The sequence below is a fragment of the Paenibacillus sp. FSL H3-0302 genome, assembly GCF_037982245.1.
GTDB classification, from domain to species: domain Bacteria; phylum Bacillota; class Bacilli; order Paenibacillales; family Paenibacillaceae; genus Paenibacillus_AQ; species Paenibacillus_AQ odorifer.
The window spans coordinates 4,578,127-4,603,703 of sequence record NZ_CP150284.1; the positions used below are offsets into that span (position 1 = coordinate 4,578,127).

The window sequence follows — 25,577 nt, forward strand, 5'->3', positions numbered from 1 at the left end:
GTCCTAACGTCTCCCCCAAAGATTTTAAAGCATACCTTAAGAGCAGACCTCCGTCTTGAGAAGGATTTAACGGTCATTCACTATTTTTCCCACAAAAAAAGACTGCCCCCGCCGCTATAAATAGCAGCATGGAACAGCCTTCTCTTAGAATGATTTTTACGATCTGCTAATCTTACTGAACAAAAGTATAATGTGCTGAATCATATTGCGGGCCGGATTTTTCGTAAGTGAACCAGTACTCAATACTGCTGCCAGCGCTTAATCCACTCACCGTCTGCTTCCATGTTCCTGAGTTATTAGTCATCCTGTAATTAAGCTGGGAACCCCCGTTAATCTTGTAATGCACATCTACATAAAGGGCACTGGTTACAGGTGTAATATAGATACTCGCCTCTGTAGCAGAAAGTCTCGTTACCCCTGCTGTAAAGTCAGCCGTCACATGATCACCGCCTCCGCTGCCTCCAGTGGGATTAGTAGTAACTGTTGCGGTATTACTAGCGGAGGATAAATTACCTGCTGCATCCGTGGCTTTTACTGTAAACGTATAGGCTGTGCTTGGAGTAAGTCCACTAACAGTAGCTGTAGTTCCCCCCACAGTGGACACCTGCTGTGTTCCGCGATAAACAATATAACCTGTAACGCCAACATTATCGGTAGAAGCGGACCAGCTTAAGCTAACTCCTGTATCCGTCTTACTGGTTACCGTTAGATTAACGGGAGCGGTTGGCGCGGTTGTATCCCCAGTATTACCACCACCCGTCAAATATTGACCTGTGAATGGATTAAACCGGTGCAGGGACATTATTAACCAACCTGTGCTGGAAACACAGTTTTGCTGCGCCATCACCCAATAACTGTTGCTGGACCCTTTCAGCGAGTAGGGAATACCCCCAAGCGAAGCACCGCTTGTGCCTTGTTTTTTAATAATCTCTGTATTAATAGCGTCTGCCTTTGAGGCATTGCCTTGCAGATAATAAGCGAGCGACATGAATGCGCTTCCTTCAAACCATACGTCAGCACCCGTATTGCCAATTTGATTTCCGTTATCGTCATACGCTGGCAATACTTCATCTGTCCAGTCAAAATCATATCCGGTGAGCGTATTCCCAGCATCATTGTAAGTAAGCGTCTGCTTGTAACGCGGATTCGCAAGTGTTCCCGGGGTGCCGGAGGCATTTTCCACATAGGTTAAGCTTGCGCCGTAGTTATGTGTTCCGGATACGCCTAAAGCTAATACTCCCCAAGGATTCACGTCTAAAGGTATTTTGGGGTCGATCAGATTTGTATCGTTTTTCCAGCCCCCCTTGAAACGTTTGACTGTGTCATCCCACACATAATTATCCAGGAAGGTTTTGACTCCAGAAGCCGCACTGTTATAAGTGGCTGCCTTTGAGGAATCCACCGAAGCATAATACTGCAATACCCGGTAAATATCGATATTGTGCTCGGTTGAGCTCCAAGGCTCATCGGAATTACTCCAACCACTCCATCCCCCTGCGATACTGCCATTAGCCTTTTTATACTGTAAACTCCAATCTAGTGCTTTGAGCGCCATTGGACGATACCGTGAATCATTATATTGCTTCTCATAAGCCATAGCAGCCATTGCCATCCATACAACGGGTCCCACATGTTTACGGATTTCTTCTCCGAAGCCGTTGTTATACCAATAAGAATTCAGCCAGAAGCCTGATGGATCTTGAATGTCCCGCATTTTGTTCAAAACCTGCTCTGCCCGCGTCCGTTCACCCTTTACAATAAAGGCGATAGCTGCAACCGCTTGATCATATGTGTATACAATCTGTTTGGGGTTGTTTGGTCCCCAGAAATCTTCAAAGCTATCTACCAGTCCCTCAAAAGCATACCCCGCTGTTGCATCCTGCTGGGCCTTCAGCCAGATTAAAGCACGATTTGAAGCGTCACTTGCAGCATCTGCATTCGCTTTTCCACCAAAGGGTAGAGCTACCCCAAGCACCAGCAAACTTGTCATTAAGATCGAAAACAGCTTCCTCATCTTCATAACTTTCCTCCTCTTAATCATGATGAACTAGGCAATAAGAGTTCTTTGAAGCATAAAAACTAAAGCGTTTTCAAACAGCAACAACAGGGACTTTTGAATATTTTACCATGGTAATTGTCCTCATTTTCAGGCTTAGAAACCCGTTCGTCAACGATTTTATGTAAATTTTTAACTAAATGAGGCGAAACAACCAAAATTGCCATTTGAGAAATCATACGAAAGACCAGCATCATTTTTATGAATTCATATTTATGAAGACAAAACAAAAAGAGCAGACAGCTCCTTTATAAGGATTCTATCTGCTCTTTACTATTTATCTCTATACTATTCTGCTTTATCTTCGCCAGCAGTTTCAGCTACAGCGGGTTCAGCAGTATCTTCTTCTGTTGGCTCTTGCGCTGCTGGAGGTGAAATACGGACAATCAATGTGTCCTCAGGCGTCAATACTTCCCAGCCTTCATGCTTCGGCAAATCAGATACCAGCAATTGATCACCAATATCTAGTCCACTGATATCCACTTCAAAGGATGCAGCTATTTTATCTGGAAGTGTGCGAATATCCAGCTCATGCAATTCAATTTGTTGCACGCCGCCGCTCTTCACACCTACTGGTTCACCTGTAAAGTGGAACGCTACTTTTGTATCCAATTTGGCCTTCATATCAATCTGCTGAAAATCAATGTGCAGCAGTTGTTTGGAAATTGGCTGACGTTGGATTTCTTGAATAACCACGTTCTTTTTGCCCGAGTCTGGCAATTCCAAAGTAAGAACAGCCCGTGGGTTGCTGGCTAAAATACCTGAAATTGTCTTAGCATCCGCTGTAAAGGACTGGCTATCTGAACCTGCACCGTACACGACTACCGGTACAAAGCCTTTTCTGCGCTGTGAAGAAGTCGAGCCGGATCTTTCTGTCAAACGTACTGTTGTATTCACGATGATTCCTCCTAAGTAGGGATTTTATACTAGACCGATTAGATATGTACGCCTAACCTAACCACTCTCTAATTACCCCATTGACCTGGCTTTGAAACCTCTCACGACTTTTGAGCCCAGGCAAAAATAAGGTCAAATTGTATTATTATACAATTCAACATTAATTATTCATGTCTTAGGAGTAAATCATTGCTATATTTGTGACAACGATTAAACTAAATGACAAGCTACAAAATGGTTACTGCCAACATCACGAAATACCGGGATTTCAGATCTGCAAACCTCTTGCGCAAAGGGACAACGGGTATGGAATTTACAGCCAGAAGGCGGGTTTACCGGACTCGGAATATCTCCCTTAAGTACAATTCTTTCCCTTTTCAGCTTTGGAATAGGAATCGGAACAGCCGACAGCAGCGCTTTGGTATACGGGTGGAGCGGATTCTTAAACAGTTCATCTCTTGAAGCCGTCTCCATCATAGAGCCCAGGTACATGACACCGATTCTTGAACACAAATGCTCCACAACACTCAAATCATGGGAGATAAACAAATACGTTAACCCTCGACTCTGCTGGAGCTTACTGAATAAATTAATAATCTGTGCTTGGATGGAAACATCCAGTGCTGAAACTGGTTCGTCTGCAATGATCAGCTCAGGATTCAAAACAAGCGCACGGGCGATCCCGATCCGCTGCCGCTGCCCCCCGGAGAATTCATGCGGAAAGCGATCAATATGATAAGAAGATAACCCGCAAGCCGCTAGGGCTTCAAGCACCAGATCTCGCACCTCGGATCTTGAGCATAAACCATGATCCAGTAAAGCTTCACCAATGGCATCACCTATACGAACCCGTGGGTTAAGTGAGCTATAAGGATCTTGGAAGATCAACTGCATTTGGGGTCTAATATTGCGCAATTCAGCGGGCGACAGGGAGTGAATGTCTATCCCTTTGAACTTGATCTCACCTGCCGTTTTATCCGTTAGCCGTAAAATCGTCCGTCCGACTGTACTTTTGCCGCTCCCAGATTCCCCTACAAGCCCAAACGTTTCCCCAGGTTGAAGTGTGATGCTAATATCGTCAACAGCCTTTACATGCCCAACGGTTCGGTTAAGCAGCCCCTTAGTAACAGGAAAATATTTCTTTAAATGATTGACCTCAAGCAGTGCTTCAGGCATGAACAACCGCCTCCTCATACAACCAGCAAGCTACCTTTTGTCTGCTGGCCACCTCTTTAAGCTGGGGCTGCTGGCTGACACATACAGGCATGCAATGCTCACAGCGGTCATGAAAATAACAAGACGGCACCAGCTCAAGCGGATTTGGCACTTGACCTGGTATGGAATACAGCTCATCCTGTCGCTGATTGATTACCGGCTTCGATTTGAGCAGCCCTTTTGTATAGGGATGTTTGGGGTTGTTGAACAATTCAACAACTTCACCCTCCTCCACAATCTTTCCGGAATACATAACAATCACATAATCGGCCATCTCTGCCACTACGCCAAGATCATGGGTGATTAGTAGAATGGACATGCCCGAGCTATCTTTAATTTCACGCAGCATATCCAGAATTTGCGCTTGAATCGTTACATCCAGCGCCGTAGTCGGTTCATCAGCAATCAATAGCTTTGGACTGCAGGCAATGGCAATAGCAATCATAATCCGCTGCAGCATACCTCCACTTAATTCATGCGGGTAACTATCAGCAATTTGCTCTGGTCGTGATATGCCTACCTGCTTAATCAGTTCAATCGCCCGGATGCGCGCCTGTTTCTTGTTCATCTTCAAATGTACAATCAGCGGCTCCATGATTTGCTCACCGATCTTGATTACAGGATTAAGGGAGGACATGGGCTCCTGAAAGATCATCGCGATCTCATTCCCGCGGATGGTCCGCAGTGTGTTTTTGTCCATTTTCAACAAATCTTCACTCTGAAAATCAATTTTCCCTTGGGCTACCTTGCCCCCGGGTTCCTCAACAAGCCCCATGATGGACATCGCGGTCACGCTTTTGCCGCAGCCCGATTCTCCAACGATACATACCGTCTCTCCCTCGCGAACACGGAAGCTTACATCATCAACGGCTTTCACTTTTCCTTCTTCCGTGAAGAAGTATGTACTTAGACCGTCTATATTCATTAAATCACTCATCTGAGGGTCACCTACCTCTTCTGTTTAGGATCAAGCACGTCCCGGAGTCCGTCCCCAAAGATATTGATCGCGATCACTGTCGCAAAGATCGATAACCCTGGTGGAATCCACAACCACGGCCGATCCTGAAAGTCGATCATATTATTCGCAGCATCAATCATATTGCCCCAGGTTGGAGTTGGCGGCATAACACCTAGTCCAAAAAAGCTAAGAACCGATTCACTCAATATAGCACCACCGATGTTAAGGGTAGCCATAACAATCAGCAACGGAACGATATTCGGCAGCAAATGATTAAACAATTTACGCCGGTCACGGAGGCCTAATACTACCGCCGCCTGCATAAACTCACGTTCACGCAGACTAAGCATTTGCCCCCGTACCATACGTGCCATACCCGGCCAGCTAACAATACTAAGCATCAGCATAACGATATACATCCGATAATCCGTTGGGATCTTCCACTCCGATAATAACGCACCAAAAATAAAGAGCAGTGGCAGACTCGGAACCGTCAACAGAAGATCCGCAATCCGCATTATGATTTGATCGGCAATACCGCGGTAATACCCAGCAATAGCCCCCAAAAGAGCACCGATAAACACCGAAAGAACCATTGACGCTAGTCCCACGGTCAGTGAAATGCGCCCCGCCTGCATTACCCGGGTCAGAATATCTCTGCCCAATGCATCAGTGCCCAGCCAATGCTTCATATTGGGCGCCTTGTTCATCATAGCCATATTAATTTTGTTATCCGTATAGGGTGAGAACAGCGGACCAATAAAACAAAGCGCAAACATAAAGATCACCACCACAAATCCGGATACCGCCAGCTTGTTCTTCAGCAACCTCCGCATGGATTGCCGGAATAAAGAGGATTTTCCTTTGGTGGTCTGCGGCTTCGCAATCCCAGCTACATTACTTTGAACTGCCACGTCAGCTTCCTCCTCTCTATAGCCGAACTCTAGGATCGGCAATCCGGTACAAAACATCCGAAAGCAACGTTCCTATGACGGTAAGTATGGCAATAAACATCGTAAAGCCCATCAGCAAAGGATAGTCCCTTAGTCCGAAGGACTGCATATACAGTTGGCCAATCCCAGGCCAATTGAATATTTTCTCAATAATAAGTGATCCGCCAAATAGTGCCGGAAGCTCAAAACCAACCAGTGTAATTGCGGGCAGCAAGGCATTACGTAAGGCGTGTGTAAAGAGCACCTTGCGTTCTTTCAGGCCTTTGGCGCGTGCCGTACGGATATAATCCTGTTTTAAGACATCGATCATATTGCTGCGGAAATAACGAGTGAGCGAACCTAATCCCAGAAGGGTCATAACCACAACCGGAAGGGTCATGTGCGTTACGATCTCCTTAAAGTAAGCCAAACCCGTAGCATTACTACCCGTGGTGATTATTCCACCTGGAGGCAGCCACTTGAGATCGACGGCCAGGATTTTGATCAGGAATAAGCCTATAAAAAATGACGGTAGCGACATTGCTGCGAATATAGCGATCATCACGAGTGTATCGAACCAGGAATATTGCTTATAGGCCGAGATGACGCCAATAATGACCGCAATCACCCACGTCAGAAACGTAGATACGGCAGCCAGCAGAAAGGAATTCCAAATATAATCATTAAAAAGCTGCAGCACAGGCTTTTGTTGGGCTAAGGAATACCCGAAATCACCATGCAGCGCATTCTTCATCCAGATCCCATACCGTTCAAGCACAGGCTTATTTAAGCCGTAGATTTCACGCAGCTCAGCTTTGCGTTCAGCGGTCAATTTAATATTTCCGGTTATGAAGTCACCGGGAGTTGAAGCATACAAACAGAAGATCAATAATGATGCCGCAAATAAGATGATGACCATGTACAACAGTCTTTTCGATAAATAAGCGCTCATGACAGACTCCTTATGATTCGTCCCCTGCCCTTGAATCCAGTCAGGGCAGGGGACACTGGTTTATTTATTTCAGGCTCCAAGTTGGCAGACTGCCAGCAAGACCGATGAACGGGCTGACCGATAGATTCTCAATACGTCCGTTATAGGCGTATACTGTCTTTTTATAACTTGTAAAAATAATAGGCAGTTCATCATTGAAAAGCTGATACAGCTCTTTATATACCGCTTTGCGCGCCTCAATATCAGTAGTGGCCAAGGCTTTGTTGTACAGCTCCAGGAATTTCGGATTGTCATAATCCGTGATTTCTCCATCGAAGAATTGCATGAACCCGTCAGACGGATCAGTCAACATGCTTGTGGAGAAGGATACGAGATCGTAGTCCCCACCTTCTACTTTCGATACCAGTGAGTTAAAGTCTGCGAAAACCTCAGGCTGGAATTCGATACCCAGCGCTTCAAAATTCTCTTTAGCTACAGCGATGAAAATATCTGTGTTTTTACTCTTCGAACCGAGGTAATGGATGGACAGCGGTTTGCCATCTTTTTCACGGATCCCCCCCGCGCCTACCGTCCAGCCAGCTTCATCGAGTAATTGTTTTGCTTTTTCCGGATCATATTTGTAAGGATTAATACCTTCCTCAGTGTAAGACCAGGAAATCGGCGATGCCGGGATGTTGGCAATAGACCCTGCACCTTGTGCTGCATCCACATAAATACTCTGACGATCCAAACCGTACACAATAGCTTGACGTACAAGCTTATCCTTGAGCTGCTCATGCTTCAGGTTAACTTGCAAGTAACCATAGGTGCTTGGAGTGTAAGGAATAATATTCACAAAACCGAGTGCTTTCAGCTTCTCGATATTCTCGTCTGTCGCACTAAAGGAAGCGTAGTCCACTTCACCAGTTTCTACGAACTGCCATACGTCGCCTTCCGTAGTTTTGTAGATGAAATGCTCCGTCTTTGGTTTACCTTTGAAATAATTCTCATTTGCTACAAAACGCACTTCTTGACCTGGAATAAATTTTTCCAGCTTGTAAGGTCCATCGCCAAGTGGCTTCTCATGCAGCTTTTTAATGTATTCAAGATTTCCAATTTTATAGTCCTTGCCATAGTAAGCTTTCGACAGTACATTCGAGCCGAGCTGTACCAGCGCCGTTGCGTTTGGTTGCTCAAGGGTTGCTGAGATCGTCTGTGGATCAATTACTTTAATGCCCTCAACTGTAGGGGATGTACCTTCCTTATAGGCTTTGCCGCCTTTAACATTTAGCGATGGAAGCTGGGAGCTACCATCATACGATTTGTCGTATTGGATCGTCCATGTAAATGCCACATCATCCGCTGTTAACGGTGAACCGTCGCTGAATTTCAAATCTTTTCTCAAGTGGAAAGTGTATGTAAGCTGATCATCCGAAACATCCCAGCTCTCCGCAAGTTCCGGCGTTGGAACGCCTTTGTCATCAACAGTTACGAGAGAAGCGTATAGCAGTGAAGAGACATTGCCATCATAACCACTTTGTTGAAAATAAGGAGTGAACGCTCCGCTTGGGTCCGTAAGCCCGACGATAATGGTATCTGTACGTTTCTGGGCCACCGCTGGAAGTTTGGATAAATCCGTGGCAGTAAAAGGTTCGCTTAGAGCACCCGCAGGAACGATCTCTGGTGCAGTGGTTGCTTCCACATTGGTTGAATTGGAGCCTGCAGCCGCATTGTTTGCGGATGAGGATTCGTTATTACTGTTGTTAGCGCAAGCAGAAAGTAACAGTGACCCCGTAAGCAGTAATGAAGTGATTACAATCGCATTTTTTCTCATGTACCTATCTCCCTTTTCTCTCTGAATAGAATAATAACTATAATTCCTACCCGTTAAGTATGAATAATATCTGATGTTCATTATAGAAAGGTTTTTTAGTTCTGTAAAGAGAGAACTTCAAAAAAATTCTCCATAAACAGAATTAGGCGATAATTAAAACAAATAAAAAAAGCCAAAACCCTCTCTGCATAAGAGAAGTCCTGGCTTTCAGGCGGTTATATTTTTAAAAAATCATTATTTCAAATACTCGAATAGCTGCTCATTCATCCGATGAATGCCTTCAAGACGCAGACTGTATCCGGTGACATTCTCCCCTTCAATATAGGCATGAAGTAAACCTGCACAACGAAGATTAAAAATATGATCATGCACAATCCCCTTCGAGATCCCCGCATGCTTAACAATTTCGGTAAACGTCTTACGGCCACCACTCAGGGCTTGGAGGATTTTTAGCCGGCTTTTTTCACTCAGACTACGGATCGCTCTGTACATAAAAGGGGAGATTTCCTCATTCTCCATCGATATCCACGCCGCATAATGGCAGATCGTTAATTCACCGTAGCAATAGATAATATTAGCAGGCTGAAAATGATACTGTGGAATCAGTACGAGCTTCTTAAGCCCATCCGTAGGCATGAAGTAAAATCCGTTGGTCGTCTTGTTCACGAAATCCGCAGTGTCCAGTCCATTAAGCTCCATGTTCTTGGAATCCGCATGCTGCTGCAGTTTTCTCAAAATCGCAGGATTGCATTGGCTAAAGTACTGGCGGTTCCACTCGGAGAGTAAAAATACTACGCGGTTACGGTAATCCTCCATATGGCTTGGAAATACCTTTACATATTTTGATAAGGTCTCATATAACTCGCCAACCGATAACCCTTCAATCCAGTTCAACACACTGTCTACTTCATCTTTAAATGGACAACAGTAAATGAGCAGATTCAACATTTTCCACTCATTGTTTAGTTCGGTTTCTTTCAGACGGGATAACAGCTCTTCACTGAGCGTGCTTTCAATTTCATTAGCCCACGCTACCCCTAAATCAATCTTCTTATAGGATTTTTTGCAGAGATAAGTATGTAAGCTGTTCAACAATTCATAAATCGATCCAAATTCAACCTCAACCTTGTATTCCACAATGATTCCTCCTGCTAGCGGTTCTTTTCAGTAGTGAGATATTCTCTTAATCTTATTGTATTATCCTGAGAATACGCAAGCTACTCTATAAACGGGAGTGCATAAAAATTCATTAGCTGTTATTTCAGCGCCAAATTTTTTTTTATTGCACGGTGGTTTAGCTGTTATTTCCGTTAGCGTGGACGCTATCGGACTCTGTAGAGCTTGTGCTAATAGCGTCTGCCGTAGGCTTCAGCGGGAGATCAGGACTCTGCGCTATCGGACACAATTGACCTTGTGCTAATAGCGTCTGCTGGGTCCGCAATCTCCAGCGGGAGATCAAGACTGCACTATCGGACACAACTGAGCTTGTGCTAATGGCGTCTGCTGGGTCCGTAATCTCCAGCGGGAGATCAAAACTCTGCACTATCGGACTCCATAGGCGCTATTGACACTATAAATGCCTATTTCGTGCCTATTCCAAAGGAATAGCTGCACTGGGGTCCGAAACTTTGCTCAAAAGGCTAAATATGTGCAAATAGCGTCTGCTGGGTCCGTAAACATCAGTGGGGAAATCAGGACTCTGGTCCATAAGCATCAGTGAGGAATTAGGATTCTGGTCCGTAAGCTTCTGCTGCGGATTAGGATCCTACGCTATCGGACTCAGTTGACCTTATTCGCAGGATTATCCCGTTTTTTGTTTGCGATCGGACTCCATAGGCGCTATGGGCATTAAAAATGCCTATTTCGCGACTATTCCAAAGGAATAGCTGCACTGGGGTCCGAAACTTTGCTCAAAAGGCTAAATATGTGCGAATAGCGTCTGCTGGGTCCCTAAGCATCAGTGGGGAATTAAGACTCTGGACCGTAAGCTTCTGCGACGGATCGGGATCCTACGATATTGGACACCTATCGGACACAGTTGACCTTATTCGCAGTATTATCCTCTTTTCAGCATGCTATCGGACTCCATAGGCGTTATGGGCATTAAAAATGCCTATTTCGCGACTATTCCAAAGGAATAGCTGCACTGGGGTCCGAAACTTTGCTCAAATGACTAAAAATGTGCAAATAGCGTCAATTGGGTCCGTTAGATTCCGCAGAGGATTAGGACAAGCGAGAGTTCGGGGTTCGGGGTTCGGGTTCGGGTTCGGGGTTCGGGGTTCGGGTTCGGGTTCGGGTTCGGGTTCGGGTTCGGGTTCGGGTTCGGGTTCGGGTTCGGGTTCGGGGTTCGGGGTTCCATAGATCCAGCGTTCTGAGGTTCCGAGGTTCCGGGGGTTCCAGCGTTCCCAGCGTTCCCATCATTCCAGACTTCCAGACTTCCAGACTTCCAGCATTCCACCGTTCCCAGCTTACCAAAACAAATACTCGAGGTTAGTTAACTCTCACTTGCTCATATTCTGCTATAGCCATGTTGCCCACATGAACAAAAATGCAGTGCAGCGATCCTCGGGTAACAAGGAAAACAACATTCAACCCGAAGAACAATCAATCTGGTTCGCTCCTCGCTTTTTGCAATTCATGGTAGTAAAATATAGGCAATAACTAATTAGGAGTGAAGCCATAAGATGCAAATTCAAAATGAAAACGGACGTTTTTTTGTTGCTAATGACGGTAAGGACCTTGCCGAAATCACATACAGTTTGGATAAAGAAGCCGGGGAATTAGTCATTGACCACACCCGTGTCTCCGAAGAACTGCGCGGTCAAGGTACTGGACAAGAGCTTGTACGTGCTGTTGTGGACAAGGCTCGGAATGAGAATTTAAAAATTGTACCCGTGTGCTCCTATGCTGCGCATCAATTCGAGAAGCACCCGGAGTACAAAGACGTGCTGAGCGGGAATACTGGCGGGAGAGCTTAAACCTGCTCCCGTTTCCGCGAAGCTTTTTTAGTAACTATGCGAACTTATAATAGTTCAAATACACTTTAGGGGGAAACGGGTTTGACGACTGCCGACACTTTTAAGAATATTGAGGAATTACAACAACGCTGTGAGCAATATGAAGGAATCTCATTAAAACTGAATTGGGATATGCTCCGCCAGCCATCAAGCGCAGGTGATACGGAATGGCTCGTGACTTATGAGGACGAATTACTGGTCGGTTTCTTGGGACTCTATGGTTTTGGAAGCGATATGGAGGTCTGTGGCATGGTTCGGCCAGGCTACCGTCGACGCGGAATCTTCACCTCTCTGTGGAACCGAGCACAAACCATAATCAAGCGCAATAAAGTCTCTACTCTTCTTCTAAATGCACCCGCCGCTTCTTCATCTGGAACTGCTTTCCTGCAAACCTTGCCTCTGCAGTTCAATCACGCTGAATATCAAATGAAATGGGATGGCAATTCCATGGTGTCATCTGATGTCAGCTCAGCAACAGGGACTGTCGTCTTACGGCCAGCTCGTGAAGAAGAGGCACACATTCTGGTCGAACTGGATTGTGGAGGTTTTGATATGAAGACAGAAGATGCTGCAGAGCAGTATGAGTTGCACAAACAGGAAGGTATGCAAGAGAATATTATGATCGAGATGGACGGCAGGCCTGTTGGGAAGATGCGAGTGTGGACTGAAGATAATGAATCCTGGATCTATGGATTTACAGTCGATAAAAAGCTACGTGGGCTTGGCATTGGCCGCAGCGCCCTTCTTCAGACCATCGAACGAGAGCGCAAAAATTATAATGGAGTAAATCTGGAGGTCGCACTGGATAATCCCAATGCACTTAAGCTGTATGAGAGCTGCGGCTTTGTCATTCAGAATAAACAGGATTATTACCGATATATCGGCTAATCCCCAGACCTACTCTTGAGATTTTAATAAAGCAGTCACAATAAGACCTCCTTACTTGCTGGTGTTCTAACCTGCAGATAAGGAGGTCTATTTATTATAGTAAATAATTCGCTTCGCCTCTCTCATTTCTACGATCGCTGCAGCTTAAGGAACCGTCAGCTAACACTTCCCGCTCAAGAAATACGGATAACAGACGCACATAATCCAGTGACTCCATAATCGAGATTGCCTCTCCATCAAAGCAGTATTTACGTCCATCCAGCAGCGAGAAAACTTCCACGGTCTCCGCTGGCTCACCATAAGCATGATGGCAAAAAACATTGGCCATATGCATAAATCCAGTGATGATATCCTCATTGCCATTAACCATAAATTTCTGAATGTTCACGCTTCGGCCACTTTTTGAAGAGTTCCAAGCCAGCTGCGTAATCATCGATAACTCCAAATTCAGCGCTGGAACTGGAACATGCCACTGTTCATATAACATCACTGGAATCTCCTGTAGATGATTGCTTGAAACGATACGCATAAGCTCATCAGCTACACTCGTTTTGATATCCCAATATTGCAAAAGGGAGGGAAAAGCATCTCCCCTAGGAGGCCACCGGTGTTCTAACAGAAATTGTATAGGTGTCTCTCTTCGCACTTCCGGCAACAGACTATAGAAGTCATTAAGTGTATGCCCCACAGCATATTGAACCTGCTGACGCCAGCGTGGGAGCCCCGTCGCTGGAGCTCCGCTAGCTAAATTCTCAGTCCCGCCCAGCATAATATGCTCCATGCGATAATCGTGCAGCCGTTTATACGGAGGGGTATGTACATCCCTTGGTTTGTTAAACCAACTTCCCACTGGCCCACCCATCTTAGGTTACCGCCATACAGGCTTCGATGAATTGACGTCCGAATTGACGGCAGGCTTCTTTTTCGGCAGCATTCGGGCCATACTCAATCTTTAGGCTATCTTGCAAAATGACTGCTCCACGCTCCTTTAGCTTCTCCTCGATAACATCCACTGCCCCACAATAAATGGCGTAGCCTGTATCTCCACTACCAAAAACTGCTGACTTCATAGCAGTCAAATCAAGTTCATCCATCTCCTCATAGAAATCAAGAGATTCATCCGGCAACTCTCCGTCTCCCCAAGTGTATGCCCCTAGCAGAACGCCTTCATATGATTTTATCTCAATCGCATTACATTCAGTGACCGACTTCAAAACAGCCTCACCGCCTGCTTGGCGTATTCCCTCTACAATCAATTCAGCCATTTCCTCAGTGTTGCCAGTTAAACTAGCATATGCCACAAGCACTTTAGCCATAAACTCCTGTTCCTCCCCTACTAACACCTTAAATTTAAATCATATACGCTTCACCTCATTCTATTTGATAATGATTATCATTGTCAATAAATAAAGTTAAAAAAACGCAAACTCCCCGTTATTACACACGGTTGAGGTTTGCGCTCCGTCTCATTTTTCTTAAAAAGAAGCTTAATAAGCACCTTCCAGCAAGGTTATGTGATTCCCATCAGGATCACGAAAATTCATTTCTTTACCGCCATATTCCATCGTAACAGGTGGCTGACAATCCAGTCCCTTAGCTTTCAACTGCTCGTATGTCTCATCCAGATTATCACAGCCGAATACTAAATTAACAAAACCTGTCGTAAGATTTTCCCACTTTGCAGCATCCCAAATAATAATTCCCGGCTGTTTCTTGCCAAAGCCAAGCTTTGCCCCGTCGAAATTACCGTAACCTTCGAAAGGCATAGGAATTCCTAGTACCTCCGTATAAAATTTAGCTGACACCGCAGTATCTTTAGTGTAAATGTTAGTCCCTTCAAAAGACGAAATCATAACTTGTCCCCTCTCATTCTCATAATATGTCTCATTTCTTACTTGGGTTTAGTCTAACAAGGTTGACACGCTTTGTATTGCAAAATCACGACATTCTTCGGCCTGCATAGACCAAGGCTTCAAGTGGGGTTCTTCCTGCATATTTTTTGAAATTATTGATAAAATGGGACTGGTGACTGTAACCATACGCGAAAATAAGATCCTGCATATTCTTTGTCTGCCCAGGTAAATGACACATCTCCCGCCATACATTCTGAAACCGCACGAGATCTGCTGTTTTTTTGGGCGATACACCTATATATTCTTGAAAAAGCCGTTCAAGTTGTCGTCTGCTTAAATTAGAACTGGTCTCCAAATCCTCTGCGGTCACAATCCCTTTTTGTTTAACCATAGTATAGACTGCGTTCATCATCCGATCGTTAGTCCGCCCTCTACGCTCAAGACGACGAAGCAGATAGGCTTCAGCGGCCGCAATCCTTTCGTCCATCGAGTTTACTTTCTCCAATAGATGACCAAGCTCTTTTTTAAAAGTGCCAAAATATTGTTCTACATCGACATGTGCGTTCAAGACATTCCGCAGATGATCATCTGCAAAAAAATGAACCGCCCAGAAATGAAACCGGATACCAAAGGTTGAACTCCCCCCTGGCTTTCTGTCTGAAGAGACTTCAAATGGATTGTCATTAATGCCGGAGAAAAAAGTGTTTGTATTGCCTGATTCTCTATCCAAATCCCAAATAATATCCATACAGGTGTCCGGAATTATTGTCTCCGTCTCAGGTTGTTGTATAGACTCCACATCTACAGAACCCCAAAAACAGCGAATAAACGGCTGCAAGGCATGGCTGGGCAGAAACTCACTAGTGTGGTTGGGTTTTGCAGTTATAGGGAAATACAGCGGTGAGAGATTGAACATAGCTTTAGTTCTCCGATCGTAAATAGGGTAAGAACTCTACTATCTGATCATACACAATCAAGTCATGAAGCACCAGTTGAATAGCCGCATAAGCATGGGAATATTATACACTTCATTAGCATTGGACAAAATAATTGGTGAAGCTGGCTGAGGCGTAATTTGTTTGTAGCAATCAGGTGAAATGTTGTACAATAAAGGCTAAATGAATTTTTTTGAAGGATGGATTAAATCATGTATATAGCGAGCGATTGGAAAGACTATGAAGTAATTGATACAGGCGGTGGAGAGAAGCTCGAACGCTGGGGCGATATTATCTTGCGTCGTCCTGATCCACAGATTATTTGGCCTCTAAATAATGAGACCGCTAAATGGCGTGATGTGCACGGACATTATCACCGTTCCTCCGCTGGTGGCGGACAATGGGAAATGAAAAAAACCATTCCGGACGATTGGAAGATTAGCTATGGTAAATTAAAATTCCACTTACGTCCTACAAACTTCAAGCATACAGGACTATTCCCGGAACAAGCAGCCAACTGGAGCTGGATGATGGACAAGATTGCAGCGGCTAACCGTCCAATCTCAGTGCTGAATCTTTTTGCTTACACAGGTGGAGCTACTGTGGCAGCGGCGAGTGCCGGTGCGTCTGTCGTTCACGTGGATGCAGCCAAAGGTATGGTGCAGTGGGCGAAAGAAAACGTTCAGCTGTCTGGTCTTGGAGAACGTCCAGTGCGTTTTATCACGGATGATGTATTCAAGTTCGTACAACGTGAACAACGCCGCGGCAGCAAATATGACGCGATTATTATGGACCCTCCTTCTTACGGAAGAGGACCTGGTGGAGAAATGTGGAAGCTTGAATCAAGTTTGTACCCTTTCCTTGAGAGCTGTATGGAGATTATGAGCGACAACCCATTGTTCATGCTCATTAATTCCTACACCACTGGAATTTCTCCAACTGTACTGCGCAACATGTTGTCCATGACCATGGGCAAACGTTATGGCGGAAAACTTACCTCCGGCGAAATTGGTCTTCCGATCACCTCCTCCGGCATGAACCTGCCATGTGGTATCCTGGGTCGCTGGGAGGCGTAAGCCATGACACAGCATAATTCCGGCAACAATGAGGCTGTAAGCGGCGGATCACAACGCTTTGAAGTGTTGTACGAAGACAACCATCTTCTGGGGATTGTAAAACCCGTGAATATTCCTGTTCAGGAGGATGCAACAGGCGATCCTGACCTGCTGAACCTGCTGAAAGAAGATGTGAAGGAACGTTTCAACAAACCCGGCAACGTCTATATAGGTCTGGTCCACCGTTTGGATCGACCGGTTGGGGGCGCAATGATTTTTGCCAAGACTTCCAAAGCGGCTTCAAGACTATCCGAGAGTGTCCGTACTCACGGCTTTCATAAGGTGTATTTAACAGTCGTGCATGGTAAACCGCCAGCCACTCGTGGCCGTCTTACAGATACGCTGCTTAAAGACGCAAAGAGTAACACCGTCACCGTGGTTCGAAAAGGAACTTCCGGCGGCAAGGAAGCAATTCTGGATTACACAGTGCTTGACAGTGCAGAAGGATACAGCCTGCTTAAGATTGATTTACTTACAGGGCGTTCCCACCAAATTCGGGTGCAGCTGAGTTCGATCGGCTGTCCATTATACGGTGATCAGAAGTACGGGGCTTCAGTGAACAGACCGGGGCAACAAATTGCGTTATGGTCAGCACTTGTAGGATTCCCTCATCCTGTTACTAAAGAAGAAGTGGAACTCATCTCTCTGCCCCCACAAACCCATCCTTGGGATCTGTGGCCGCGTGAAACACTACAAAAAGGGCTGTCCTGAAGCAGCCCTTTTTAGGCAATGAAACGATAAAAACGAGGCAGTGACTCTCCGGTTAGTGGAGAATCACTGCCTTTTTTTTGTTTCTGCGTCTGCTACATGAACAGAAAATGGGAAGAGGGTCCACGTTGGAGTGTTCTTCCTAGCTCCGCACGAATGCTTAGTCCGATTATTCCAGCCGGGCATTGAATATCCCTTTGAGATTAAAAATCCCTTCGAGATTAAACATTCCTTCCACCTTCCAGCCTGAACTTAGCTAACGATCCACCGCTCTGTTTAGCGATGGATCAGCAGTGGTACAGTAGTGGATCAGTAGTGGATCAGCAGTGGATCAGCAGTGGATCCTAGATGGAATCTGAAATGAAAAGTAAGATAACTGCATTCTATACACTTATTCCGAATAAAAAAGCAATAGATCGGATTTTAAGTGTACTCTTTACAATTAAAAATCAGGGAAACTGCAAAAAGAGAAGTAAATCAAGAAAATAGTTGTATAAAATACAGTTATATTTCATCACTCGAGTAAATAGCAAACAATAGCTGTACAAAATACAACTAAATACATCTAGATGCCTCTAATTGCTCTAAAACACTCTAAACGCTTCTACATACTCTAAACGCTTCTACATACTCTAAATGCTTCTACATACTCTAAACGCTTCTACATACTCTAAATGCTTCTACATACTCTAATGCTTCTACATACTCTAAATGCTTCTACATACTCTAAATGCTTCTACATACTCTAAATGCACTAGTGATACAGCCAAGCTATTTGCTTCAAGGTGTAGAACCCTCCGGTGTAGTTGTAACAACCATTTTGCCCATTAAGTAGAGCAGTAACTGTTGGTTATGAGAGGAGATCGGATCAAGCGCTTCCGCAAAAAAATCACTGCGGATCTTTAGACCCCGTGCAGTTTCTTCCATTCCAGTCTCCGTTATACTCACCCATACAATCCGCCGGTCCGAAGCATCTCTTTCCCGCACAATAAGCTCATGCTTCTCCATCCGATCAAGTAACATCGTAACCGCTGCAGGACTGGTCGCCAAATGTGGAGCCAGATCAGAAGGCTTCATGGCGTCGCGTTCCTGAAGCAGTTCAAGTACAGTAAGTTGGGCATCCGTCAGCGTTGGAGCAAGATTACTGTCCATATGTAATTTATAATCTTTTAAAATCTTATGCCAAATTTTACTGAATTCAGAAGCATGCACACTTATTCCTTCCTTTCCTCGCGGTTCTATCCGGTATATCTACATTTTCGCGAAACAACTTCCATTTCCTGCAAACGAAGAAAAAATAAATCTGCCGGACCTTCAGCATAAAAAAATAAAAAACGACGCTTAGTCAACCCTCCAAAAGAGCGGACTAAACGCCGTTATAAAATCACTTGTTAATCGCTAGTTTTAATGAACTGATGGGAAAAGATTTATGATCTCATCCTTTTTCTCCACAGCTACAATCTGTTTGCCTGTAGAACGACGCTCGCCCAGCGGCGCTGATTCAGAGGAGAACGTATGGTGGGCATTCTCACGGGTAACGGCATTCAGTTCCAACGGCTCCTTGCAATAGAAAGCCCCTGCTAACCTGCTGCCATTTGGACGTATTCGTTTGCCTTCCTTGAATTCGAAGGTTGGCATTCCTTTGCCACCACGGCTTTGTGATGGATAATCCACAAGTAATGAACGTTTCGCATAACCAATATCAGAAATAGCAAGGATTTCGCCTTCATCTTCGCTGACCCAGAAGCAGGAAATCACCTCGTCGCCCTCGCGCAGCTGAATTCCTCTTACACCGGATGCAACGCGACCCATAGGGTTAACCTCATTCTCATGGAATCGGATACTCATTCCCTCACGGGTGACCAGCACAATGTCCTTGTCATTCGTACTAGAAGCCACTGTAATGATCTCATCACCCTCGGCTACCTTACAGGCCGCTACAGCTCCAGAACGGCTTGTAGAGTATTCCTTGAGCTCTGTACGCTTCACCTGACCCCGACGGGTGACAAACACAAGGCTCTGCTGCGGATCATCTAGATTATTCACCGGAATCACACTAACGATTCCATCTCCTTTAGACAATCCAATAACATTCACAATCGCTGTACCAGGCTCTTTCCATTTAAACTCCGGGATCTGGTGCACAGGAAGCAAGAAGTATTGCCCTTTGCGGGTAAATACCAGCAGACTGTCACGGGTATTTACATCCAGCAGCCTGACGATATGATCGCCTTCTTTGACGCCTGAGGTATGACGCTCCCCACCAGAACGGGTGAAGGAAAGCATACTAGTCCGCTTAATATAACCATCTGCTGAAAGAGCAACGAGCACATCCTCCGCATTGACCAGCGCTTCAAGGCTAACCTTGAGCTCCTCGACTTCGCCTTGGATCAGAGAACGGCGATCAATGCCGTATTTGTCGCGAATCTCCAGCAGTTCCTTACGAATTACAGCAACTAGCTTTTTGTCGCTATCCAAAATGCCGCGCAGATGTGTAATCTTTGCCATCATTTCATCTAACTCTTTCTGGAGTGAAGTGATCTCCAGATTGGTCAGACGATACAATTGCAAAGTAAGAATCGAATCGGCTTGGCGTTCACTGAAGCCGAACATCCATACGAGATTGTTCTGAGCATCCTGACGATTTTTCGACGCTTTGATCGCAGCGATAACCTCATCCAGGATGTTTAGTGCTTTAACTAAGCCCTCTAAGACATGAGCACGGTCTTCAGCGCGTTCCAGATCGAACTGGGTGCGATGAGTCACAACTTCACGCTGATGTGCGATATAAGCTTCCAGGATGGCTTTTAGACCAAGCTGCTGAGGTGCTTTGTTAACAATAGCAACCATATTGAAGTTATAGGTAATTTGAAGATCGGTTTTTTTGAGCAGATACGCCAACACGCCTTGAGCATCAGCCTCTTTTTTGAGTTCGACTACAATCCGCAGTCCCTCACGGCCGCTCTCATCACGAACCTCGGCAATGCCATCGATCTTTTTCTCCAGCCGAATATTCTCCATGGAAGTAACCAACCGTGATTTTACAATCTGGAATGGAACTTCCGTGATCACGATTTGCTGCTTGCCGCCCCGCATATTCTCAATCTCTGTTTTGGAGCGCAGGTAAATACGGCCTTTACCTGTGCGGTAAGCATCCATGATGCCGTCTCCGCCCATGATTGTGCCACCTGTAGGGAAATCCGGACCTTTCATGAAGGTCATAATTTCTTCCAGCTCAATATTTGGCTTCTGCATCACTGCGATACAAGCATCAATTACTTCACGCAGATTATGTGGCGGAATTTCAGTAGCAAAACCCGCAGAAATCCCACTCGTGCCATTTACGAGCAGATTCGGATACCGGGAAGGAACCACAACAGGCTCTTTGGCCGTATTGTCAAAGTTATCTTTAAACAAGACCGTCCGCTTCTCGATATCACGCATCATCTCCATTGCAATGGGAGACAGCCGTGCTTCTGTATAACGCATTGCCGCAGCTGGGTCATCGTCCATGGAGCCCCAGTTGCCGTGACCGTCAACTAGCACATGCCCCATCTTCCAAGGCTGTGCCATACGTACCATACCATCGTAAATAGAGGAGTCACCATGTGGATGGTAATTACCCATTACATCTCCGACAGTTTTGGCTGACTTGCGGTATGGCTTGTCAGGGGTGTTGCCGGAGTCGTACATCGCATAAAGAATCCGGCGCTGCACGGGTTTAAGTCCATCACGGACATCGGGGATTGCCCGGTCCTGAATAATATATTTGGAATACCGACCAAAGCGGTCACCGACGACCTCTTCCAGAAATGCCGGCAAAAATTGTTCTGATAAACTACTCACTTTGCTCACCTTCTGTTCCTCAAACTGCCCGTTTTAAAATAGTGTGGTGAGTCTCAGGTACTTCAGAGATTTTTGGAATTCCGGGCACTATCTCTCCTACAGTTCCAAAATTCCCCTAGGTCCCATAAATCACCAAGCTCTTAGAAAATCGGGATTATCGTCACTTGCAGCACTGACATTACTCTACAATTTCGGTGAAATCGACATTTTCAACAATCCAGCGTTTACGTGGATCGACTTTGTCACCCATAAGTGTTGAAACACGGCGCTCCGCCTTAGCGGCATCCTCAATCTGTACCTGAAGCAGCGTACGCGACTCTGGATTCATCGTTGTTTCCCACAGCTGATCGGGGTTCATCTCGCCCAATCCTTTATAACGCTGAAGCTCGAAGTTTTTGCCGAATTCCTTTAAGTAATTTTGCAGCTCTTCATCACTCCATGCATACCTTACGGTCTCCAGCTTACCCGTTTTGCGGGTCAACTTATAAAGCGGAGGCTGAGCGATAAAGACCTTACCTGCATCTAATAAAGGCTTCATATAACGATAGAAAAATGTCAGCAGCAGCACCTGAATATGCGCTCCATCGGTATCGGCATCGGTCATAATGATAATTTTAGAATAATTGCTGTCTTCGACGGTGAAATCCGGACCAATTCCAGCACCTATTGTAGAAATAATTGCTTTATACTCGTCGTTCTTCAGGATGTCCAGCAGCTTAGCTTTCTCCGGATTCATCGGTTTACCTTTTAGCGGCAATATCGCTTGAATCTTAGAGTCACGGCCTTGCTTAGCTGAACCACCGGCGGAATCACCTTCCACGATGAACAGCTCCGTACGTGTAACGTCCTTTGATTGTGCAGGAGACAGCTTACCGCCAAGATTCGAGCTTTCGCTGCGTTTCTTGCCTGTGCGGATCTCATCGCGGGCTTTACGTGCCGCTTCCCGCGCTTTCGACGCTTGAATCGATTTCTTCAGCAGGCTCTGCGCAACTTGTGGATTTTCTTCCAAGAAACGCGCCATATTTTCAGAAACGATATAATCTACTGCACTACGGGCGGAAGCACTGCCAAGCTGATCCTTCGTCTGTCCAACAAATTCAACCTCGGACATTTTTACACTGATGACAGCCATCATGCCTTCCCGCAGATCATTACCTTCCAGGTTTTTATCTTTTTCTTTAAGCAATTGCGTGCGGCGGGCATATTCATTTAATACACGAGTGTACGCAGTTTTAAAGCCGGTCTCATGTGTGCCTCCGCTGCGAGTTGGAATGGAGTTTACGAAGGAAGCCAAGGTTTCTGTGTAGCCTCCGTTGTATTGCAGAGCTACTTCTACCTCGATATCATCCTTTTCTGCACTGAAATGGATAACATCATGGAGAACATCCTTACCTTCGTTGAGGAACTGCACAAATTGACTAGCTCCACCTTCATAAAAGAACTCATCCTGACGGTTGCTCCGCTCATCTTGCAGTGTAATACGCAGACCGGAATTCAGAAAAGCAATCTCCTGAACCCGCTCTGCCAGCGTGTCATAATTCAGAGCAATTCCATTTGGGAAGACACGAATATCTGGCTTGAAAGTAATTTTCGAACCCGTTTTATTGGTGTTACCCAGAACTTCAAGACCAGTTACAGGTTCGCCAACATGCTCCTTGCCCTTCTTGTCCACCCAGTACTCAAACCGCTGCCGATGGATTTTGCCCTCACGATAAATCTCTACTTCGAGCCATTCAGACAAAGCGTTTGTGACAGAAGCCCCTACGCCATGCAAACCGCCTGATTTTTTATAACCCGATCCACCGAACTTACCGCCCGCATGCAAAATTGTAAATACAACTTGCGGGGTAGGTACCCCTGTCTTATGCATTCCAGTTGGGATCCCCCGTCCATTATCGCTAACGGTTACCGAGCCATCCTTGCGAAGCAGTATGTCAATCTTTGTACAATACTTGGCTAAATGCTCATCTACGGCATTATCTACGATTTCCCATACTAAATGATGTAGTCCTGAAGAACTCGTACTGCCGATATACATGCCAGGTCGTTTGCGTACTGCAACCAGACCTTCGAGCACTTGAATGTCGTCAGCATCGTATCCAGTACGGCCATTCTCGCCGTTATTAGAAACTTCAGCAAACATATCGATCTGTTCGAGCATTCATGCTCCTCCTTCTTTTCTCTATACTAAGAAGAAACGGCTTGGCCGTCCTTTATGTTAAGAACGGTATCCGTTACTGCCAAAAACCTAAGGATAGAATATAACGTGAAATTATACTCTCCTATATTTCTAAGAAATGCAAACAAACGTTTTGGTCACTTTGTTCATTCTAATTCAAAATATCCCTTTTCGTAAAGACGGCGAATGAAATGATCACCGAAGCGGCCCCCCATACAGCCAGCACAGCCATGGAAAATGACAAGGACATCCCTTCAATGGGGGCGGGAGTACCAGACAAATAGCTGGTCAGTCCAAGATTTACCATAAATAAATATTTTGCTGTTGTCCAGGCAGAGGCCATATTGGTCAGTATACTACCTGCAATCAGCGCTGCCATCATAACTACTATACTCGCCGCAGTACTGCGAACAAGCACCGAGATCATAAACGCGAGCAGTGCAACCACTACGCTGACGAACCAAATCAAACCACCTTGCATAAGCATATATTTCCACTGGGGCACTGCATGTACAGTAGACATATCTAGCGAATCACCACTGATTTTAAAGCCTGTAAAAACAGGAATATTAAAACCTTTAAAACCAAAGGCGAGACCAGAGATAAAGTAACTGATTGCAAATGTGGAAAGTACGATAAGCGAGACAAACATTAGCAGTGCTGTCATTTTGCTAAAGAGCACCTTCCAACGCTTGACCGGCCTAGTCAACAGCATTTTGATAGTTCCAGTTGTCCTTTCGGCCGAGACCAAATCTGAGGCCACCGCCATAATGAGCAACGGAATAAATAATGTAACCGAATTATCCATAAATTCTCGGGTAAAGGTAACCCCGCTAGGTTCATTCGGATTAACGTCATGGTGAAGATAATACTGAAGCTGTTGTACAAATATTCGCCGATAAGTCTTCCATTCCTCTGGAATCCGGTCACTGCCCAGTGAATTTTGATTATCGATAATCTGCTGCTGGATCTCAAGCCGCCAATCGGAATTAAATTTCTCCCGACTCCGTTCGGCTGAACGCATCTGTGCATAGGTGAACATAGGCACCAGTACAATCAGAATCAGCAGTATAACATAAAACCGTTTCTTTTTTATAATCTTCAAGCACTCATTACGGATTAGCGGAAGCAAGTTACTCAACATTCTCACCCTCCGTTAGTTTCAAGAATAGCTGTTCCAGTGTCGGATTAATTTTATGCACAGCTCTCACCTCAATTTCAGCAGTAACCATTACGGCCACAATCTCGGGGATCAGATCCTGATCCATGATCGTTATTAAAGAATTGGGGCCCATCCCGGCAATAATTGAGTCATCTAATGTGACGTCTTCCAGTTTCTGAATTTGAATATCTGAACGATCAGCCAGCATTTCCCGGGCCTCAGCAAAAGGCTCCAGCTCCCAAAGTACATACGGCGAATTACGAGCGATCAGCTCATCTACCGCACCTACTGCCAATACACGCCCTTTACTAATAATCGCTACACGGTCGCAAAGAAGCTGAATTTCACTAAGCAGATGGCTCGATACGAACACCGCCAGCCCTTCATCCGCCAGCTTGCGAATGAATTCTCGCAGCTCTTTAATGCCTTTAGGGTCAAGTCCATTCGTCGGCTCGTCCAAAATAAGCAGCCGTGGACGTCCCAACAGCGCCTGCGCAATGCCTAATCGTTGTCTCATCCCAAGCGAGTATGTACTTACCTTATCATGTATCCGCTGATCTAATCGAACAATATCTACCACTTCGCTAATACGTTCATTGTCTACGCCAGGCTGCATCCGGGCAAAATGCTGCAAATTCTCCCACCCGGTCAAATAGGTATATACCTCAGGATTCTCAACGATAGAGCCTACATATTGCAATGCTTTTTCCGGATTTCGGTTCACATTGTACCCACATACTGTAATCTTGCCCTCAGTAGGTCGAATCAAATCCACAAGCATGCGGATCGTGGTCGTCTTCCCAGCCCCATTAGGCCCGAGAAAGCCGAAAATCTCCCCTTTTCTCACATCGAAAGTGACATCATCTATAATCCATTTTCGTCCTATTTTTTTACGTACCCCGTCCACAGACAAGACGACTGTGCCGGAGTCTTCACTATTCGCTTTTGTCATATTTAATTTAGCTCCTTGTGACTGTCATTTTCTCGGTTTGTACTTGCTCAAAGGGCATTTACCTACATGATCTTACTGCAAAATTTAACACTCACCTAT

General features: G+C 45.4%; 23 protein-coding genes. 5 read left to right on the forward strand and 18 right to left on the reverse strand.

Features of this window, described 5'->3' with window-relative positions; translation table 11 throughout:
* Positions 1 to 172 precede the first annotated feature (172 nt).
* The 9 genes from MHH50_RS20325 to MHH50_RS20365 form a co-directional block, all read right to left on the reverse strand.
* The gene (locus MHH50_RS20325; protein ID WP_081386409.1) at positions 173 to 2,020 is read right to left on the reverse strand and encodes a fibronectin type III domain-containing protein; all 1,848 of its coding nucleotides are present in this window, start codon (positions 2,018 to 2,020) and stop codon (positions 173 to 175) included.
* Between the two features lie 324 nt (positions 2,021 to 2,344).
* Positions 2,345 to 2,953 (reverse strand): 50S ribosomal protein L25, encoded by a 609-nt coding sequence (locus tag MHH50_RS20330; RefSeq protein ID WP_076130800.1) that lies wholly within the window; start codon positions 2,951 to 2,953, stop codon positions 2,345 to 2,347.
* A 210-nt stretch (positions 2,954 to 3,163) separates the two neighbouring features.
* Positions 3,164 to 4,129: an oligopeptide/dipeptide ABC transporter ATP-binding protein gene (locus MHH50_RS20335; protein ID WP_036685744.1), complete on the reverse strand. Its 966-nt coding sequence runs from the start codon at positions 4,127 to 4,129 to the stop codon at positions 3,164 to 3,166.
* On the reverse strand, positions 4,122 to 5,105 hold the full coding sequence (locus MHH50_RS20340; protein ID WP_076281452.1) for an ABC transporter ATP-binding protein: 984 nt from the start codon (positions 5,103 to 5,105) through the stop codon (positions 4,122 to 4,124). The genes MHH50_RS20335 and MHH50_RS20340 overlap by 8 nt, the downstream gene beginning before the upstream one ends.
* A gap of 11 nt (positions 5,106 to 5,116) precedes the next feature.
* A complete protein-coding gene (opp4C, locus tag MHH50_RS20345; protein WP_036685740.1) occupies positions 5,117 to 6,040 on the reverse strand; it encodes an oligopeptide ABC transporter permease in 924 nt (307 codons plus the stop codon).
* A gap of 16 nt (positions 6,041 to 6,056) precedes the next feature.
* Entirely contained in the window at positions 6,057 to 7,010 is a 954-nt protein-coding gene (locus tag MHH50_RS20350; RefSeq protein WP_076130810.1) for an ABC transporter permease, read from the reverse strand.
* 64 nt (positions 7,011 to 7,074) lie between these two features.
* A complete protein-coding gene (locus tag MHH50_RS20355; protein WP_036685737.1) occupies positions 7,075 to 8,823 on the reverse strand; it encodes an ABC transporter substrate-binding protein in 1,749 nt (582 codons plus the stop codon).
* 234 nt (positions 8,824 to 9,057) lie between these two features.
* Positions 9,058 to 9,960: a winged helix-turn-helix domain-containing protein gene (locus MHH50_RS20360; protein WP_340033320.1), complete on the reverse strand. Its 903-nt coding sequence runs from the start codon at positions 9,958 to 9,960 to the stop codon at positions 9,058 to 9,060.
* A gap of 157 nt (positions 9,961 to 10,117) precedes the next feature.
* Positions 10,118 to 10,366 (reverse strand): hypothetical protein, encoded by a 249-nt coding sequence (locus tag MHH50_RS20365; protein ID WP_340010687.1) that lies wholly within the window; start codon positions 10,364 to 10,366, stop codon positions 10,118 to 10,120.
* 626 nt (positions 10,367 to 10,992) lie between these two features.
* Between MHH50_RS20365 and MHH50_RS20370 the strand changes: the two genes are divergently transcribed.
* The 3 genes from MHH50_RS20370 (at position 10,993) to MHH50_RS20380 (ending at position 12,728) form a co-directional block, all read left to right on the forward strand.
* Complete coding sequence (locus MHH50_RS20370; protein WP_340033321.1) at positions 10,993 to 11,184, forward strand: hypothetical protein; 192 nt, start codon at positions 10,993 to 10,995, stop codon at positions 11,182 to 11,184.
* A gap of 323 nt (positions 11,185 to 11,507) precedes the next feature.
* Entirely contained in the window at positions 11,508 to 11,801 is a 294-nt protein-coding gene (locus MHH50_RS20375) for a GNAT family N-acetyltransferase (RefSeq protein WP_076134638.1), read from the forward strand.
* Between the two features lie 81 nt (positions 11,802 to 11,882).
* Positions 11,883 to 12,728: a GNAT family N-acetyltransferase gene (locus MHH50_RS20380; protein WP_076127613.1), complete on the forward strand. Its 846-nt coding sequence runs from the start codon at positions 11,883 to 11,885 to the stop codon at positions 12,726 to 12,728.
* A gap of 94 nt (positions 12,729 to 12,822) precedes the next feature.
* Here the strand turns inward: MHH50_RS20380 and MHH50_RS20385 are convergent, their stop codons facing one another.
* From MHH50_RS20385 to MHH50_RS20400, 4 genes are all read right to left on the reverse strand, one after another.
* Entirely contained in the window at positions 12,823 to 13,590 is a 768-nt protein-coding gene (locus MHH50_RS20385) for a hypothetical protein (protein WP_340033322.1), read from the reverse strand.
* Position 13,591: 1 nt separating this feature from the next.
* Complete coding sequence (locus tag MHH50_RS20390) at positions 13,592 to 14,044, reverse strand: flavodoxin (protein ID WP_076127609.1); 453 nt, start codon at positions 14,042 to 14,044, stop codon at positions 13,592 to 13,594.
* A 171-nt stretch (positions 14,045 to 14,215) separates the two neighbouring features.
* Positions 14,216 to 14,581 carry a VOC family protein gene (locus MHH50_RS20395; protein WP_076127607.1) on the reverse strand — a complete coding sequence of 122 codons (366 nt, stop codon included), beginning with the start codon at positions 14,579 to 14,581 and terminating at the stop codon, positions 14,216 to 14,218.
* An 85-nt stretch (positions 14,582 to 14,666) separates the two neighbouring features.
* Entirely contained in the window at positions 14,667 to 15,497 is an 831-nt protein-coding gene (locus tag MHH50_RS20400) for a helix-turn-helix domain-containing protein (RefSeq protein ID WP_312151068.1), read from the reverse strand.
* Positions 15,498 to 15,728: 231 nt separating this feature from the next.
* Here MHH50_RS20400 and MHH50_RS20405 point away from each other — a divergent pair, with 231 nt between their 5' ends.
* Positions 15,729 to 16,592, forward strand: coding sequence for a class I SAM-dependent methyltransferase (locus MHH50_RS20405; RefSeq protein WP_036685718.1), 864 nt, complete (start codon positions 15,729 to 15,731; stop codon positions 16,590 to 16,592).
* Between the two features lie 3 nt (positions 16,593 to 16,595).
* Positions 16,596 to 17,342, forward strand: a complete 747-nt coding sequence (locus MHH50_RS20410; RefSeq protein ID WP_340033323.1) for an RluA family pseudouridine synthase — start codon at positions 16,596 to 16,598, stop codon at positions 17,340 to 17,342.
* Between the two features lie 777 nt (positions 17,343 to 18,119).
* Here the strand turns inward: MHH50_RS20410 and MHH50_RS20415 are convergent.
* The 5 genes from MHH50_RS20415 to MHH50_RS20435 all read right to left on the reverse strand — a co-directional run bounded on the left by MHH50_RS20415 (position 18,120) and on the right by MHH50_RS20435 (position 25,478).
* Complete coding sequence (locus MHH50_RS20415; RefSeq protein ID WP_076127601.1) at positions 18,120 to 18,551, reverse strand: MarR family transcriptional regulator; 432 nt, start codon at positions 18,549 to 18,551, stop codon at positions 18,120 to 18,122.
* Positions 18,552 to 18,743: 192 nt separating this feature from the next.
* Complete coding sequence (gene gyrA, locus MHH50_RS20420; protein WP_076127599.1) at positions 18,744 to 21,185, reverse strand: DNA gyrase subunit A; 2,442 nt, start codon at positions 21,183 to 21,185, stop codon at positions 18,744 to 18,746.
* 178 nt (positions 21,186 to 21,363) lie between these two features.
* Positions 21,364 to 23,346, reverse strand: coding sequence for a DNA topoisomerase IV subunit B (gene parE / locus MHH50_RS20425; protein ID WP_076127597.1), 1,983 nt, complete (start codon positions 23,344 to 23,346; stop codon positions 21,364 to 21,366).
* A 169-nt stretch (positions 23,347 to 23,515) separates the two neighbouring features.
* Positions 23,516 to 24,505, reverse strand: coding sequence for an ABC transporter permease (locus MHH50_RS20430; RefSeq protein ID WP_036685819.1), 990 nt, complete (start codon positions 24,503 to 24,505; stop codon positions 23,516 to 23,518).
* Positions 24,498 to 25,478: an ABC transporter ATP-binding protein gene (locus MHH50_RS20435; RefSeq protein WP_036685707.1), complete on the reverse strand. Its 981-nt coding sequence runs from the start codon at positions 25,476 to 25,478 to the stop codon at positions 24,498 to 24,500. Before MHH50_RS20435 ends, MHH50_RS20430 begins: the two co-directional genes overlap by 8 nt.
* Between the last annotated feature and the right edge of the window lie 99 nt (positions 25,479 to 25,577).

Bases quoted from the DNA above. Each gene is read 5' to 3' on its own strand.
- MHH50_RS20325 (WP_081386409.1), bottom strand. From the start codon at position 2,020: ATGAAGATGAGGAAGCTGTTTTCGATCTTAATGACAAGTTTGCTGGTG.
- MHH50_RS20435 (WP_036685707.1), bottom strand. From the start codon at position 25,478: ATGACAAAAGCGAATAGTGAAGACTCCGGCACAGTCGTCTTGTCTGTG.
- MHH50_RS20355 (WP_036685737.1), bottom strand. From the start codon at position 8,823: ATGAGAAAAAATGCGATTGTAATCACTTCATTACTGCTTACGGGGTCA.
- MHH50_RS20370 (WP_340033321.1), top strand. From the start codon at position 10,993: ATGACTAAAAATGTGCAAATAGCGTCAATTGGGTCCGTTAGATTCCGC.
- MHH50_RS20400 (WP_312151068.1), bottom strand. From the start codon at position 15,497: ATGTTCAATCTCTCACCGCTGTATTTCCCTATAACTGCAAAACCCAAC.
- parE (WP_076127597.1), bottom strand. From the start codon at position 23,346: ATGCTCGAACAGATCGATATGTTTGCTGAAGTTTCTAATAACGGCGAG.
- MHH50_RS20340 (WP_076281452.1), bottom strand. From the start codon at position 5,105: ATGAGTGATTTAATGAATATAGACGGTCTAAGTACATACTTCTTCACG.
- MHH50_RS20390 (WP_076127609.1), bottom strand. From the start codon at position 14,044: ATGGCTAAAGTGCTTGTGGCATATGCTAGTTTAACTGGCAACACTGAG.
- MHH50_RS20335 (WP_036685744.1), bottom strand. From the start codon at position 4,129: ATGCCTGAAGCACTGCTTGAGGTCAATCATTTAAAGAAATATTTTCCT.
- MHH50_RS20375 (WP_076134638.1), top strand. From the start codon at position 11,508: ATGCAAATTCAAAATGAAAACGGACGTTTTTTTGTTGCTAATGACGGT.
- MHH50_RS20395 (WP_076127607.1), bottom strand. From the start codon at position 14,581: ATGATTTCGTCTTTTGAAGGGACTAACATTTACACTAAAGATACTGCG.
- MHH50_RS20350 (WP_076130810.1), bottom strand. From the start codon at position 7,010: ATGAGCGCTTATTTATCGAAAAGACTGTTGTACATGGTCATCATCTTA.
- MHH50_RS20385 (WP_340033322.1), bottom strand. From the start codon at position 13,590: ATGGGTGGGCCAGTGGGAAGTTGGTTTAACAAACCAAGGGATGTACAT.
- MHH50_RS20410 (WP_340033323.1), top strand. From the start codon at position 16,596: ATGACACAGCATAATTCCGGCAACAATGAGGCTGTAAGCGGCGGATCA.
- MHH50_RS20405 (WP_036685718.1), top strand. From the start codon at position 15,729: ATGTATATAGCGAGCGATTGGAAAGACTATGAAGTAATTGATACAGGC.